This window comes from Vibrio ichthyoenteri ATCC 700023, assembly GCF_000222605.1.
GTDB classification, from domain to species: Bacteria; Pseudomonadota; Gammaproteobacteria; order Enterobacterales; family Vibrionaceae; genus Vibrio; species Vibrio ichthyoenteri.
In genome coordinates this window covers 32,517-46,289 of record NZ_AFWF01000084.1, presented here as the reverse complement: position 1 = coordinate 46,289, position 13,773 = coordinate 32,517, and the positions used below count along the sequence as shown (strand labels likewise).

8 protein-coding genes and 1 tRNA gene are annotated in these 13,773 nt (G+C 46.4%); 6 read left to right on the top strand and 3 right to left on the bottom strand.

What is annotated here, in order from left to right; genetic code table 11:
- Positions 1-22 precede the first annotated feature (22 nt).
- From RH85_RS07020 to truB, 6 genes are all read left to right on the top strand, one after another.
- Positions 23-99 (top strand) — tRNA-Met (locus tag RH85_RS07020).
- Positions 100-305: 206 nt separating this feature from the next.
- Complete coding sequence (gene rimP / locus RH85_RS07015) at positions 306-761, top strand: ribosome maturation factor RimP (RefSeq protein WP_006711514.1); 456 nt, start codon at positions 306-308, stop codon at positions 759-761.
- A gap of 34 nt (positions 762-795) precedes the next feature.
- Positions 796-2,283, top strand: a complete 1,488-nt coding sequence (nusA, locus tag RH85_RS07010) for a transcription termination factor NusA (protein WP_006711513.1) — start codon at positions 796-798, stop codon at positions 2,281-2,283.
- A 21-nt stretch (positions 2,284-2,304) separates the two neighbouring features.
- Positions 2,305-5,010, top strand: coding sequence for a translation initiation factor IF-2 (gene infB / locus RH85_RS07005; RefSeq protein WP_006711512.1), 2,706 nt, complete (start codon positions 2,305-2,307; stop codon positions 5,008-5,010).
- Positions 5,011-5,122: 112 nt separating this feature from the next.
- Positions 5,123-5,518, top strand: a complete 396-nt coding sequence (gene rbfA / locus RH85_RS07000) for a 30S ribosome-binding factor RbfA (RefSeq protein ID WP_005593301.1) — start codon at positions 5,123-5,125, stop codon at positions 5,516-5,518.
- Entirely contained in the window at positions 5,518-6,471 is a 954-nt protein-coding gene (gene truB / locus RH85_RS06995) for a tRNA pseudouridine(55) synthase TruB (protein ID WP_006711511.1), read from the top strand. The genes rbfA and truB overlap by 1 nt, the downstream gene beginning before the upstream one ends.
- Before the next feature lie 193 nt (positions 6,472-6,664).
- Here truB and RH85_RS06990 read toward each other — a convergent pair whose 3' ends face one another.
- From RH85_RS06990 to gltB, 3 genes are all read right to left on the bottom strand, one after another.
- Positions 6,665-7,099, bottom strand: coding sequence for a DUF1499 domain-containing protein (locus tag RH85_RS06990; RefSeq protein ID WP_006711510.1), 435 nt, complete (start codon positions 7,097-7,099; stop codon positions 6,665-6,667).
- A 174-nt stretch (positions 7,100-7,273) separates the two neighbouring features.
- Positions 7,274-8,743 carry a glutamate synthase subunit beta gene (locus tag RH85_RS06985; protein WP_006711509.1) on the bottom strand — a complete coding sequence of 490 codons (1,470 nt, stop codon included), beginning with the start codon at positions 8,741-8,743 and terminating at the stop codon, positions 7,274-7,276.
- Positions 8,743-13,290 carry a glutamate synthase large subunit gene (gene gltB / locus RH85_RS06980; RefSeq protein ID WP_006711508.1) on the bottom strand — a complete coding sequence of 1,516 codons (4,548 nt, stop codon included), beginning with the start codon at positions 13,288-13,290 and terminating at the stop codon, positions 8,743-8,745. The genes RH85_RS06985 and gltB overlap by 1 nt, the downstream gene beginning before the upstream one ends.
- Positions 13,291-13,773 lie beyond the last annotated feature (483 nt).

Below are 13,773 nucleotides of genomic sequence, written 5' to 3'. Positions count from 1 at the left end.
GTATAATACTCAACAAGTCGGACGCGGGGTGGAGCAGCTTGGTAGCTCGTCGGGCTCATAACCCGAAGGTCGTCGGTTCAAATCCGGCCCCCGCAACCAATCCTTTGATTAGGACAAGTTTGTGCAAAACAATGTATTTTGTTTTGCGAGTTAAGCAACGACTGTTTAACTCATCAGGGTCCAGCAATAAAAAACCCCGACTTTTTCGGGGTTTTTTGTTATCTAAATTCCTGTAATTGGATTTAGATCTTGCTTGGAATTTAAATTGGGCTCTATGCCCTTTTTTTGTTTCTGGAGTGGTTCAAATGACTGGTTTAGAAAGACAATTAGCTGAAATGCTAGAGGCGCCAGTACAGGCGTCAGGCTACGAGTTGGTTGGATTAGAATTTATTCGTGCAGGAGAGCACTCAACACTACGCATCTATATTGACCATGAAAATGGTATTTTTGTAGATGATTGCGCAGAAGTTAGTCGCCAAGTAAGTGCTGTACTTGACGTAGAAGACCCTATTTCAGTGGCTTATAGTCTTGAAGTTTCATCTCCTGGTTTAGAAAGACCGCTATTCAAAGCGGCACACTATGAGCAATTTATTGGTCATGAAGTGAATATCGTTTTGAAGATGGCTGCGAATAACCGTCGTAAGTGGAAAGGTGAAATCCTATCCATTGATGGCGAGACAGTCTCTGTTACTGTGGATGGTAATGAAGAGCAGTTTGCGTTAAGCAACATTTCCAAAGCTAACCTGATCCCTAAATTTTAGGTCCCTAAAAATTAAAGCTTAGAGGCTAATTAAAATGAGTAAAGAAATTTTAGCGGTAGCAGAGGCAGTATCGAACGAGAAAGGTGTTCCTCGTGAGCGTATTTTCGAAGCACTAGAAATCGCTCTAGCTACTTCTACTAAGAAAAAACGTGAACTTGAGATCGACGTTCGCGTTGCTATTGACCGTAAAACTGGCGAATTCGAAACTTTCCGTCGTTGGTTAGTTGTTGAGGAAGTTGAATTCCCAACAAAAGAGATTTCACTAGAAGCTGCACAATACGATGACGAAACAGTTCAATTAGGCGACTTCATTGAAGACGAAATTGAATCGGTAACGTTTGACCGTATTACGACGCAAACAGCGAAGCAAGTTATCGTACAAAAAGTACGTGAAGCTGAGCGCGCTCAAATCGTTGAACAGTTCATCGACAACGAAGGCGACCTAGTAACAGGCGCAGTTAAGAAAGTTAACCGTGAGACCATCGTTCTAGACCTAGGCAACAACGCTGAAGCTGTTATCCTACGTGATGACCAACTTCCACGTGAAAACTTCCGTCCAGGCGACCGTATTCGTGGTCTACTTTATAAAGTAGCGCCAGAAGCTCGTGGTTTCCAACTGTTCGTTACGCGTTCTAAACCAGAAATGCTAGCTGAACTGTTCCGCGTAGAAGTGCCAGAAATCGCTGAAGAAATCATCGAATTGAAAGGCGCAGCTCGTGATCCAGGTTCTCGTGCTAAGATCGCTGTGAAAACAAACGACCGTCGTATCGACCCTGTTGGTGCGTGTGTTGGTATGCGTGGTGCACGTGTACAAGCAGTATCTGGCGAACTTGGCGGTGAGCGTATTGATATCGTGCTTTGGGATGATAACCCAGCGCAATTCGTTATCAACGCAATGGCGCCTGCGGACGTAGCATCAATCATCGTTGATGAAGATGCGCATTCAATGGACATCGCTGTTGAAGCGGACAACCTAGCACAAGCGATCGGCCGTAATGGTCAGAACGTACGTCTAGCATCTCAACTAACCGGTTGGGAACTGAATGTTATGACGGTTGCAGATCTACAGAAGAAACATGCTGAAGAATCTCAAGCGTCGATCGAAAACTTCATGAAGTACCTAGATCTTGAAGAAGACTTTGCTCAACTACTTGTTGAAGAAGGTTTCTCTAGCCTAGAAGAAATCGCTTACGTACCAGTAAACGAACTACTAGACGTTGATGGTCTGAACGAAGAAATCATCGAAGAGCTACGCAACCGTGCTAAAGAAGCGTTAACCACGCTTGCTCTAGCAAAAGAAGAGACCTTTGATGGTCTTGAGCCAGCTGACGATCTACTAGGCTTGGAAGGTCTAGAGCGTGAAATGGCATTCAAATTGGCTGCTAAGGGTGTTGCAACACTTGAAGACCTAGCGGACCAAGGTATCGACGATCTAGAAGGTGTTGAAGGACTAACTGACGAGCGAGCTGGTGAACTAATCATGGCTGCACGTAATATTTGTTGGTTCGGAGACGAAGCATAATTTCAGCAAGGAGGTAGCGGAATGACACAACTTACAGTTAAAACTCTGGGTGAAGAGATTGGTACGCCAGTCGACCGCTTGATTGAACAACTTGCTGATGCTGGAATTAACAAATCAGGCAGCGATGCGATTTCAGAAGACGAGAAGCAAACGCTGCTTAGTCATCTGAAAAAAGAACACGGTGATACATCGGGCGAGTCAGCACCAACACGTTTGACGTTGCAGCGTAAAACACGCAGCACGCTAAGTGTTAACGCTGGTGGCGGTAAGAGTAAAGATGTGCAAGTTGAAGTGCGTAAAAAGCGCACTTACGTAAAACGCAGCTCTATTGAAGATCAAGCAAGTCGTGAAGCTGAAGAAGCTGCAAAGCGAGAAGCGGAAGAGCTAGCAAAGCGTGAGGCTGAGGAACTAGCACAACGCGAAGCTGCAGAGAAAGCACAACGCGAGGCCGAAGAGAAAGCGAAACGAGAAGCGGATGCAAAACGTGACGTTGAAGAAAAGGCCCAACGCGTACAAGCTGATAAGGCTAAGAAAGACATGAATGCAAAAAATGCGGATGTGAATACGCAAGCTAAAAAAGAAGCTGATGAACTAAAACGTCGTCAGGAAGAAGAAGCTCAACGTAAAGCGGAACAAGAAGCAGCTAAGCTTGTTGAAGAAGCGCGTAAACTTGCTGAAGAAAACGGCGAGCGTTGGACTGAAGAAGAAAAGAAAAAGAAAGAGTTAGAGAACGCTGACTACCACCTAACTACATCAACTTACGCTCGTGAAGCGGAAGATGCTGCAGATCTTAAAGAAGAAGGTGCCTCTACTCGTCGTCGCAAACAGAAGAAGATGTCTTCTAAGAGTGATTCACAAGAACGCGGTGGCCGTAACAACGCTCGCGGTGCTCGTGGTGCTCGCGGCGGTCGTGGTAAATTAGCGAAATCAAGCGCGCTAACTCAAGCATTTGATAAAACTGCAGCGGTTGCTAAAGCAGACGTTGTAATTGGCGAAACTATCGTTCTATCTGAACTTGCTAACAAAATGTCGGTTAAAGCGACTGAAGTTATCAAAGTGATGATGAAGATGGGCGCTATGGCGACTATCAACCAAGTTATCGACCAAGAAACTGCACAACTTGTAGCAGAAGAAATGGGTCACAAGGTTGTTCTACGTAAAGAGAACGAACTTGAAGAAGCGGAACTAAGCGATCGTGATAACAGCGAAGAAGCAGTTCCTCGTGCTCCGGTTGTAACTATCATGGGTCACGTTGACCACGGTAAAACGTCAACACTTGACTACATTCGTCGTACTCACGTTGCATCTGGCGAAGCGGGCGGTATCACACAGCATATCGGTGCTTACCACGTTGAAACTGACAACGGTATGATCACGTTCCTTGATACTCCTGGACACGCGGCGTTTACTGCTATGCGTGCTCGTGGTGCTCAAGCGACGGATATCGTTGTACTAGTTGTTGCAGCGGACGATGGCGTAATGCCACAAACAGTAGAAGCGATTCAGCACGCGAAAGCAGCTGGCGTTCCTCTGATTGTTGCAGTGAACAAGATCGATAAAGAAGGCGCAAACCCAGATAACGTTAAGAACGAGCTTGCTCAATATGACGTTATTCCTGAGGAATGGGGCGGTGAGAACATGTTCGTTCACATCTCTGCAAAAGAAGGTACCAACGTTGATGGTCTTCTAGAAGCGATCCTTCTTCAGTCTGAAGTACTAGAACTGACTGCTGTTGCTGAAGGCATGGCATCAGGTGTTGTAGTTGAATCTCGCCTAGATAAAGGCCGCGGTCCAGTTGCGACGGTTCTTGTTCAGTCTGGTACTCTAAACAAAGGCGATATCGTTCTTTGTGGTCAAGAGTACGGCCGTGTACGTGCAATGCGCGATGAGCTAGGTAAAGAAATTACTTCAGCTGGTCCGTCTATCCCTGTAGAGATCCTAGGTCTTTCAGGTGTGCCGTCATCAGGTGACGAAGCGACTGTAGTTCGTGACGAGCGTAAAGCGCGTGAAGTTGCAAACTACCGTGCTGGTAAGTTCCGTGAAGTGAAACTTGCTCGTCAGCAGAAATCGAAACTAGAAAACATGTTCGCGAACATGGCTGCTGGTGAAGTTGCTGAGCTAAACGTAGTACTGAAAGCGGACGTACAAGGTTCTGTGGAAGCAATTGCTGACTCACTACAGAAACTGTCTACTGACGAAGTGAAAGTAAACATCGTAGGTTCTGGTGTTGGTGGTATTACTGAAACTGATGCAGTACTTGCTGAAGCTTCAAACGCTATCATCCTTGGCTTTAACGTTCGTGCTGATGCGTCTGCGCGTCGTGCTATCGAATCTGCAAGCGTTGATCTACGTTACTACTCAATCATTTACCAATTGATTGACGAAGTTAAACAAGCAATGAGCGGTATGCTTGCTCCAGAATTCAAGCAAGAGATCATTGGTCTTGCTGAAGTTCGTGACGTATTTAAGTCACCTAAACTGGGCGCAATCGCTGGTTGTATGGTTACTGAAGGTCTAATTAAGCGTAACAACCCAATCCGCGTACTGCGTGATAACGTTGTAATCTACGAAGGTGAACTAGAGTCACTTCGTCGCTTTAAAGATGACGTTCAAGAAGTTAAAAATGGTTACGAGTGTGGTATCGGCGTTAAGAACTACAACGATGTTCGCGTAGGCGACCAAATCGAAGTATTCGAAATCATCGAAATCAAACGTACACTAGATTAATAGACTAAAATTACTTAATGCCTTGAAAGGTAATTAGTAATTGGTTGTTGAATACACCATGGGGGGCTGGGATAACCATCCCCCCATTCTTTCTATTTAAGAGAAATATTTTATGGCAAAAGAATTTAGCCGCACGCAGCGAGTTTCACAGCAGCTGCAAAAAGAATTGGCGATGATCCTACAACGCGAAGTTCGTGATTCTCGTTTGGGTATGGTTACCATCTCAGATGTTGAAGTCTCACGTGACCTTGCGTACACAAAAGTATTCGTTACTTTCCTATGTGTAGGTGAGCAAACGCCTGAGTCGTGTCTAGCGGCACTACGCGAGCATGAAGTTCATATCCGTATGATGCTTGGCAAGCGTATTCGTCTACGTCTAACTCCAGAAATCCGTTTCTACTACGACAACACTTTGGTTGAAGGTATGCGCATGTCTAACCTTGTAAGCGAAGTGATCAGTAACGATAAGAAGAAGCAAAAAGATTCTGGTCGTGAGGACGAAGAGTAATGGCTCGCCGTCGCAAAGGTCGTCCTATTGATGGCGTTATCCTTCTGGATAAACCAACGGGTATTTCTTCAAACGATGCGTTGCAAAAAGTTAAACGTATCTACTTTGCTGAAAAAGCCGGTCATACTGGCGCTCTAGATCCACTTGCAACTGGCATGCTGCCAATTTGCTTGGGTGAAGCGACCAAGTTTTCACAGTTCTTACTTGATTCAGATAAGCGCTACCGTGTGATTGCCAAACTAGGCGAGCGCACTAACACCTCAGACTCTGACGGTGAAGTGGTAGAAACGCGCCCAATTGATGTTGATTTGGCTAAGCTTGAAGCTTGCATTGAGACATTTCGTGGCCAATCTGATCAAGTTCCTTCAATGTTCTCGGCGCTAAAATACCAAGGTAAGCCTTTGTATGAATATGCACGAGCAGGCATTGAAGTACCGCGTGAATCGCGCAAGATCACTGTATATGAAATCGTGCTACATCGCTTTGAAGGTGATGAAGTAGAGATGGAAGTACATTGCTCAAAAGGCACTTACATTCGCACTATCGTGGATGACTTAGGTGAATTACTTGGCTGTGGCGCACATGTGACGATGCTTCGTCGTACTGCGGTTGCTAAGTATCCTTACGAGAAAATGGTTACTCTTGAGCAGCTAAATGAATTGCTTGAGCAAGCATATCGTGAAGAGATTGCTCCTCGCGAGCTGCTTGACCCATTGTTAATGCCAATGGATAGTGCTGTGGAAGATCTACCAGAAGTGAACATGAATGCTGAGTTGACCGATTTGGTTCAACACGGTATGCCAGTTCAAGTTTCTGGCGCACCAGCTGAAGGTACCGTGCGAATGACCAGTGGTGAAGAAAAACTCTTCATCGGTGTCGCGCAAATCGACGACAGAGGCCGTGTTGCCCCTAAACGTTTGGTGGTATTCCGAGAGCAAGCGGAAGCTGAGTAATCAGTAAGACGCCGTGAAAACAATGCAAAAGCCACGATGGATATCGTGGCTTTTTTGTTTTGCAGCACAATGTAATGCGGCTAAAATCTTCTCGCTTCTCGCTTCTCGCTTCTCGCTTCTCGCTTCTCGCTTCTCGCTTCTCGCTTCTCGCTTCTCGCTTCTCGCTTCTCGCTTCTCGCTTCTCGCTTCTCGCTTATTCTACCCCAAGCAAACCCGCTTCATTAAGATAGTTTCTGAGTTGTTCTGCTCGCTTACGATTGACGCCAAAATCAGAATAACCCACGCGTGACTCTGAACGTACGATCAACTGACCGTCCTTAATCTGTAACTCCAAATCATCAACAAACCGCATAATCGTGCTGGTGCATTCAATGCGTAGGTAATTATCATCGCTTACTGCGGTTTTTGCGCCTGATAGCTTAAGAGCCGCTTGTTCTATTTGGTTAATGGTAACATTCGCCTTGAGTGGATAAGGGGCTATGTGGAACTTTTCACGCTGATCTAAAGTGGATACACAGTTAGGTTTGTCGCCACAAACTTGGTTTATCTTATTGGTCATTGCTGTCCCTCCATGGCTACAACCCGCCATGACAAAACTACTAAGGCATAGAAGTAAGGTTCTTTTCATGTTTTTTGTCTTTGAATTCATGAGTATTTCAGTTTAGCAGAGTACGCTAAATAGAGGTAAAACGATCAATTAAATGGTGAAAAGCGCAGTCATAAAAAAGACCAGCGCAAGGCTGGTCAAAGGTATAGATTGAAGGAACTGATTGGCGAGAGCGTAAGCTCCCGCCGAATTACATTAAGCAGAAAGCATCAGTGAATTGGCTTTTGCTTCTAGGTTCGAGTTACCCATTAGATGGTTATCAATCGCAATCGCACATTCGCGACCTTCGTTGATACAACGCACGACTAAAGATTGGCCTGTGCGCATATCACCGGCAGCAAAGACACCTTTCTGGCTGGTTGCAAAGCCTTCTGTTGCGACATTGCCACGCTCATCGAGTTTAACGTCAAGCTGTGCCAGTACACCGGTTGGTTCTGGGTGTAAGAAGCCCATCGCAAGGAAAGCCATATCACAAGGGATCACACGTTCAGTGTTCGCCACTTCTTCAAAACCAGGTCGTTCACCTGGTTTTGCGTCTTGCCATACGATGTCAGCAATACGTAGACCAGTCACTTCGCCTTTATCGTTGCCGATAAACTCTTTGGTCAGAATGTTCCAATGACGTTCACACCCTTCTTCATGAGAAGTGGTGGTCTTCATGATCATCGGGAATTGTGGCCAAGGCATATTGGCAGGGCGTTTTTCCGGTGGGATCGGCATGATCTCTACCTGAGTAACGCTCGCTGCTTTATGGCGGTTTGAGGTGCCGACACAGTCAGAGCCTGTATCGCCGCCACCGATGACCACAACATGCTTGTCTTTAGCGTGAATTTCTTCACCCTTTAGATCCATTTCATTGGCACGACGGTTGTTTTGACCAAGGAAGTCCATCGCGAAATGCACCCCTTTTAGTTCACGTCCCGGAACCGGTAGGTCGCGGGGAACGGTTGAACCGCCCGTCAAAAGAACCACATCAAATTCTTGGCGAAGTTGCTGTGCATTCACATCAACACCGATGTGTTGATTGACTTTGAATTCGATACCCGCATCGGCCATAAGATTGATCTTACGGTCAATCACGTCCATACCCAGTTTGAAGTCGGGGATACCGAAACGCAGTAGACCACCCACTTTTTCATCACGCTCAAATACGGTCACGCAATGACCTGCGCTATTGAGCTGTTCAGCAGCGGCAAGACCTGCAGGGCCTGAACCGATGATCGCAACGGTTTTACCGGTACGAACACGAGGTTTCTTCGGCTTGGCATAGCCTTCACGGTAGGCGGTTTCAACGATGGTTTTTTCAATATTACAGATAGTGATTGGATCTTGGTTGATACCAAGAACACATGCGCTTTCACAAGGCGCAGGACAAACACGACCGGTAAACTCAGGGAAATTGTTGGTCGAGCTTAGAATATTCCAAGCCTCTTCCCAGCTATCGCGGAACACCGCATCATTAAATTCAGGAATGATGTTACCGATAGGACAGCCGTTATGACAAAACGGTACGCCACAGTCCATACAACGAGAAGCTTGAGTGTTAATTTTGTCACCAAACTCTTCGTTAAGAACGAACTCTTTGTTGTCTTCAATTCGCACTGAAGGATCAAGCTTCTTTGGAAGCTCACGGCCATGTTCTAAAAATCCAGTAGGCTTACCCATTATACTGCCTCCACTTCTTCCGTTTGTGCCTGCTCAGCTTCCGCTTTACGCTTTTGAAGAACCGCTTTGTAATCACGCGGCATGACCTTAACCAAAGAGGCTAGGCTTGCTTCAAAGTTGTTGAGGAAAGATTGAGCAACTTCACTTCCTGTGAATTCGACATGCTTAGTCAGCATATCCAGTAGAAGATCTTTATCTTCTTGCTCGATAGGGTCTAAGTCGACCAGCTCTGGGTTTAGCTTGGTTTCAAAGTCACCGGCTTTGTCCCACACGTACGCGACACCACCACTCATACCCGCAGCGAAGTTACGACCTGTTGAACCTAGGATGATCGCGGCACCACCAGTCATGTATTCACAACCGTGGTCACCCACGCCTTCAACCACGACTTTCGCGCCTGAGTTACGTACACAGAAACGCTCGCCAGCCATACCGCGAATGAATGACTCACCCGAGGTTGCACCGTAGAAACAAACGTTACCTACGACGATGTTATCTTCAGCGACGATGGTCGATTTTGCATCTGGGTACAGAACTAACGTACCGCCAGAGAGACCTTTACCCCAGTAGTCGTTGGCATCGCCTTCAACTTCAAACTTGACGCCTTTCGCCAGGAAAGCACCAAACGACTGACCAGCAGAACCGTAGAATTTAACCTTCATCGGTTGTGGTAGACCTTGGTCTTTATACACTTTCGAAATTTCATTCGACAGCATAGTACCCGCTGAACGGTCAGTGTTAATGATTGGGAATTCAGCTGTCACCGCTTCACCTTTTTCAAGTGCAGGAATGGCTGCTTGAATCAACTTACGGTCTAAGACGTTTTCTAGGTTATGGTTTTGTTCGGTCTGGTTATAAACACCATCTTCTGCACGCGCTGGCTCAATGTGCAGCACAGGCGATAGATCGAGGTTTTTGTATTTCCAGTGGCCAATATCATCACGAACTTTGAGTTTCTGTGATTGACCCACCATCTCATCAATTGAGCGGAAACCCAGCTCTGCCATCACTTCACGCAAACCTTCAGCCATGTATTGGAAGAAAGTCACGACGTCTTCTACGCGGCCATCAAAGCGCTCACGCAGGGTTTTGTTTTGAGTTGCGATACCAACAGGGCAGGTGTTTTTATGACACTTACGCATCATGATACAGCCTTCAACCACAAGCGCTGCGGTTGCTACGCCCCATTCTTCAGCACCCAGTAGCGTCGCTACTGCAAGATCGCGAGGGGTTTTCATCTGACCATCTGACTGAACAACGATACGGTTACGTAGGCCGTTTTTCAGTAGCGTTTGGTGCGTTTCTGCTAGACCCAGCTCCCAAGGTAGACCGGTGTGACGAATTGATGACATCGGTGATGCACCAGTACCGCCATCGAAACCAGCAATGAGAACTACGTCAGCTTTGGCTTTGGCAACACCCGAAGCAATCGTGCCAACACCGGCCTCTGAAACCAGCTTAACGTTGACACGTCCAGCACGGTTTGCATTTTTCAGATCGTAGATCAGCTGAGCCAAATCTTCGATCGAATAGATGTCGTGGTGTGGCGGTGGTGAAATAAGACCAACTCCTGGAGTCGAGTGACGCGTTGCACCGATCCAATCGTCGACTTTATCACCCGGTAGCTGACCACCTTCGCCTGGTTTCGCGCCTTGAGCCATTTTAATTTGCAGCTCATCGGCATTGGTTAGGTAGTAAGAGGTCACGCCAAAACGGCCCGATGCTACCTGTTTGATTGCTGAACGTTCCCAGTCACCGTTATCTTTTTTCTCAAAACGAACCGGGTCTTCACCACCTTCGCCAGAGTTCGACTTCGCGCCGATGCGGTTCATTGCCACTGCGAGTGTCGAGTGAGCTTCATGAGAGATCGAACCAAATGACATTGCACCAGTTGCAAAGCGTTTTAGGATGTTCTCAATCGGTTCTACTTCTTCTAATGGAATTGAACCGGCTGGATTTTTGATGAAATCCAGTTGGCTACGCAGTGTGGCTGCGTTGTCGCCTTGATCATCAACCGCTTTCGCGTATTGCTTAAATTGAGCGTAGTCTTTGTTACGCGTCGATTCTTGCAGTAGTGAAATGGTCTCAGGGTTAAACAGGTGTTTTTCACCACGCTGTTTCCACTGGTAAACGCCACCGACATCGAGAACTTGTACTGGGATTTCACGCATTGGGTAACCTACGCGGTGACGAACCAATACTTCTTTGGCGATGTCATCGATAGTCAGACCTTCAATACGCGTTACTGTACCGGTGAAGTACTTATCAACCACAGATTTACTGATACCAAGTGCTTCAAAGATCTGTGCGCCGTGGTAAGACTGTAGGGTTGAAATACCCATTTTCGAGAAGATTTTCAGCAGGCCGCCGTTAACCCCTTTGCGGTAGTTAGCGAAGTACTCTTTGGCTGAAATGCTTGGATCGAGTTTCTTCGTACGTTGCAGTTCAACAATGGTTTCAATCACAAGATATGGGTTAACTGCGTTTGCGCCGTAACCAATCAGTGTTGCAAAGTGATGTGTTTCGCGTGCGTCACCGGTTTCAACCACGATGTCACACTTCGCACGTAAACCTTTACGGATCAGGTGGTGGTGAACCGCGCCGACAGCCAGCATCGCAGGAATTGCGGCGTGGTTAGAGTTAACCGCTCGGTCCGTTAGCAAGATGATTGAGTAACCATCGACAACGGCATCTTCAGCGTACTGACAAATACGTTTCAGTGCGCGCTCAAGCTTGCCTTCGTCTTCATTGGCTTGGAATACGATATCAAGAGTTTTTGCTTGTAAGTGCTCATTATCAATGGCGCGCAGTTTCTCTAACTCAGAGTTAGACAAGACTGGTGACTCAAGCTCAACTTTCTGACAGTGCTGTGGAGTTTCCGCAAGTAGGTTCTGATCTTTACCTAGGTAAGTATTCAGAGACATTACCATACGCTCACGAATCGGGTCGATTGGCGGGTTGGTTACTTGAGCAAACAACTGCTTAAAGTAGTTAGAAAGGTGCTGAGATTGGTGCGACAAAATGGCTAGAGGCCAGTCGGCACCCATTGCAGAAAGCGGCTCGTAGCCTGTTTTTGCAAGAGGCAGAATGATTTCATTTACTTCTTCAGAGCTCACACCGAACGATTGCTGCTTGTGCAGCAATTTCTCTGGTGATGGTTGGCTAAATTCGTTGCTCGCGTCAGGCAGTTTCTTCAGGCTGAGTAGGTTTTCTTCAACCCATTTTTCATAAGGCTGCGATGAGGCAATGCCATCTTTCACTTCTTCATCAGAAATGATACGGCCTTGTTCAAGGTCAGCAACGAAGATACGACCTGGTTGCAGGCGACCACGGAACTCGACGTTCTCAGGTGCAATATCCACCACGCCAGACTCAGATGCCATTACAAGGAAATCATCTTTAGTCACTGTGTAGCGAGAAGGACGTAGACCATTACGGTCAAGCGTTGCACCAACTTGTACCCCATCAGTGAAGCACACTGATGCAGGGCCATCCCATGGTTCCATTACGTTGGCGTGGTACTGATAGAACGCACGACGAGTTGGGTCCATGTTTTTGTTTTCTTGCCATGCTTCAGGGATCATCATCATCAAGGCATGTGGCAGGCTACGACCAGAAAGAACTAGGAGCTCAAGTGCCATATCAAAGTTAGATGAATCTGAGCTGCCTTCCTGACAGATAGGCAGTAGCATGTCGATTTCTGCTTGGGTAAACAGATCCGATTCGATGATCGCTTCACGCGCCTTCATCCAGTTCAAGTTACCGCGAACAGTGTTGATTTCACCGTTGTGGGCAATGTAGCGGAAAGGCTGCGCTAGGCGCCAGCGAGGGAAGGTGTTGGTTGAGAAGCGCGAGTGAACCAGCGCTAATGCCGTTACCATGGTTGGATTTTGTAAATCCAAGAAGTACTGCGGTACTTGTTCGGTGGTTAACTGGCCTTTATAGACAAGTGTTTTGTACGACATGGAGTTGATGTAAAAATCATCACCAATGTTCGAGACGCTTTCTAAACAAACCCGTACGGTGTAGTTACGTAAAACGTAAAGCTTACGTTCTAGCTCTTCAGGTGTCACACCTGGGCCACCGGTAACAAACACGTGTTCAAATTGAGGTTCAGTGCTAAGAGGGTCAGCACCAATCATTGAGTTGTCGGTAGGCAATACACGGTAGCCAATCACTTCGAGATCTAAACGCTTAGCGTTACGCTCTAAAATGTCACGACATTGCTCGCGCTTGTGCTGATCTCTCGGGAAGAGAACCACACCGACACCGTACTTTTCAAAAGAAGGTAGCTTGATACCAAGCTTGACCGCTTCTTCTAAAAGAAATTCATGAGGCTTCTGAAGTAGAATACCTGCGCCATCGCCACTGCATGGATCGCAGCCTTGGCCGCCACGGTGTTCCATACGTGCCAGCATATCAAGAGCTTGAGTAACAACTTCGTGAGATTTACGGTTTTTTAGGTGAGCGACAAAACCGATACCACAAGCGTCGTGCTCCAGTTCAGGAGTATACAGACCTCGTGCGCTCTGCTCTCTATCTACCATAGATACATCCTTCCAATCTAATTTGGACGCACTTCGATTAAGCGAACTTAATCGCACGTCACTTCCTTTTATAATTTGATTCGCACCTGAACGAGGTTGTTCAAGTTTGATTCCCTTCTTCTTCTCACAGGAAAAATGTTGCGAGAAAGACAATCCTTGGTGATATCCATTTTACTGCATCACTAAAGTAGTGATTTATATAGGTGGGATCTGTCTATCACCGATTTTCTTGCAGTTAGTTTTTTAATTGGCTTACGCCGAGCAAGTAAAACCTGTAAGTATCCTACAATTTACTAGGCCTAAAAATCAATCAAAACTCCGCTCTGTTGCGCAGTTTTTTCGCATAATAAGTAGATTTTATGTTTGTTTTTTGACTAATTTCTAGTGTGAAGCACGTGTTTTTGCATGTTTATTGATTTGTGATAGGGATCAAAATAATAAATGTGGTTAGATCTCAGGTGCTAAAAAAAGGTTTCAAAGGTG

What these genes read in the sequence shown, in the direction of transcription:
- nusA (WP_006711513.1), top strand. Translation starts at nt 796, where the DNA reads ATGAGTAAAGAAATTTTAGCGGTAGCAGAGGCAGTATCGAACGAGAAA.
- RH85_RS06985 (WP_006711509.1), bottom strand. Translation starts at nt 8,743, where the DNA reads ATGGGTAAGCCTACTGGATTTTTAGAACATGGCCGTGAGCTTCCAAAG.
- rbfA (WP_005593301.1), top strand. Translation starts at nt 5,123, where the DNA reads ATGGCAAAAGAATTTAGCCGCACGCAGCGAGTTTCACAGCAGCTGCAA.
- RH85_RS06990 (WP_006711510.1), bottom strand. Translation starts at nt 7,099, where the DNA reads ATGAAAAGAACCTTACTTCTATGCCTTAGTAGTTTTGTCATGGCGGGT.
- gltB (WP_006711508.1), bottom strand. Translation starts at nt 13,290, where the DNA reads ATGGTAGATAGAGAGCAGAGCGCACGAGGTCTGTATACTCCTGAACTG.
- infB (WP_006711512.1), top strand. Translation starts at nt 2,305, where the DNA reads ATGACACAACTTACAGTTAAAACTCTGGGTGAAGAGATTGGTACGCCA.
- rimP (WP_006711514.1), top strand. Translation starts at nt 306, where the DNA reads ATGACTGGTTTAGAAAGACAATTAGCTGAAATGCTAGAGGCGCCAGTA.
- truB (WP_006711511.1), top strand. Translation starts at nt 5,518, where the DNA reads ATGGCTCGCCGTCGCAAAGGTCGTCCTATTGATGGCGTTATCCTTCTG.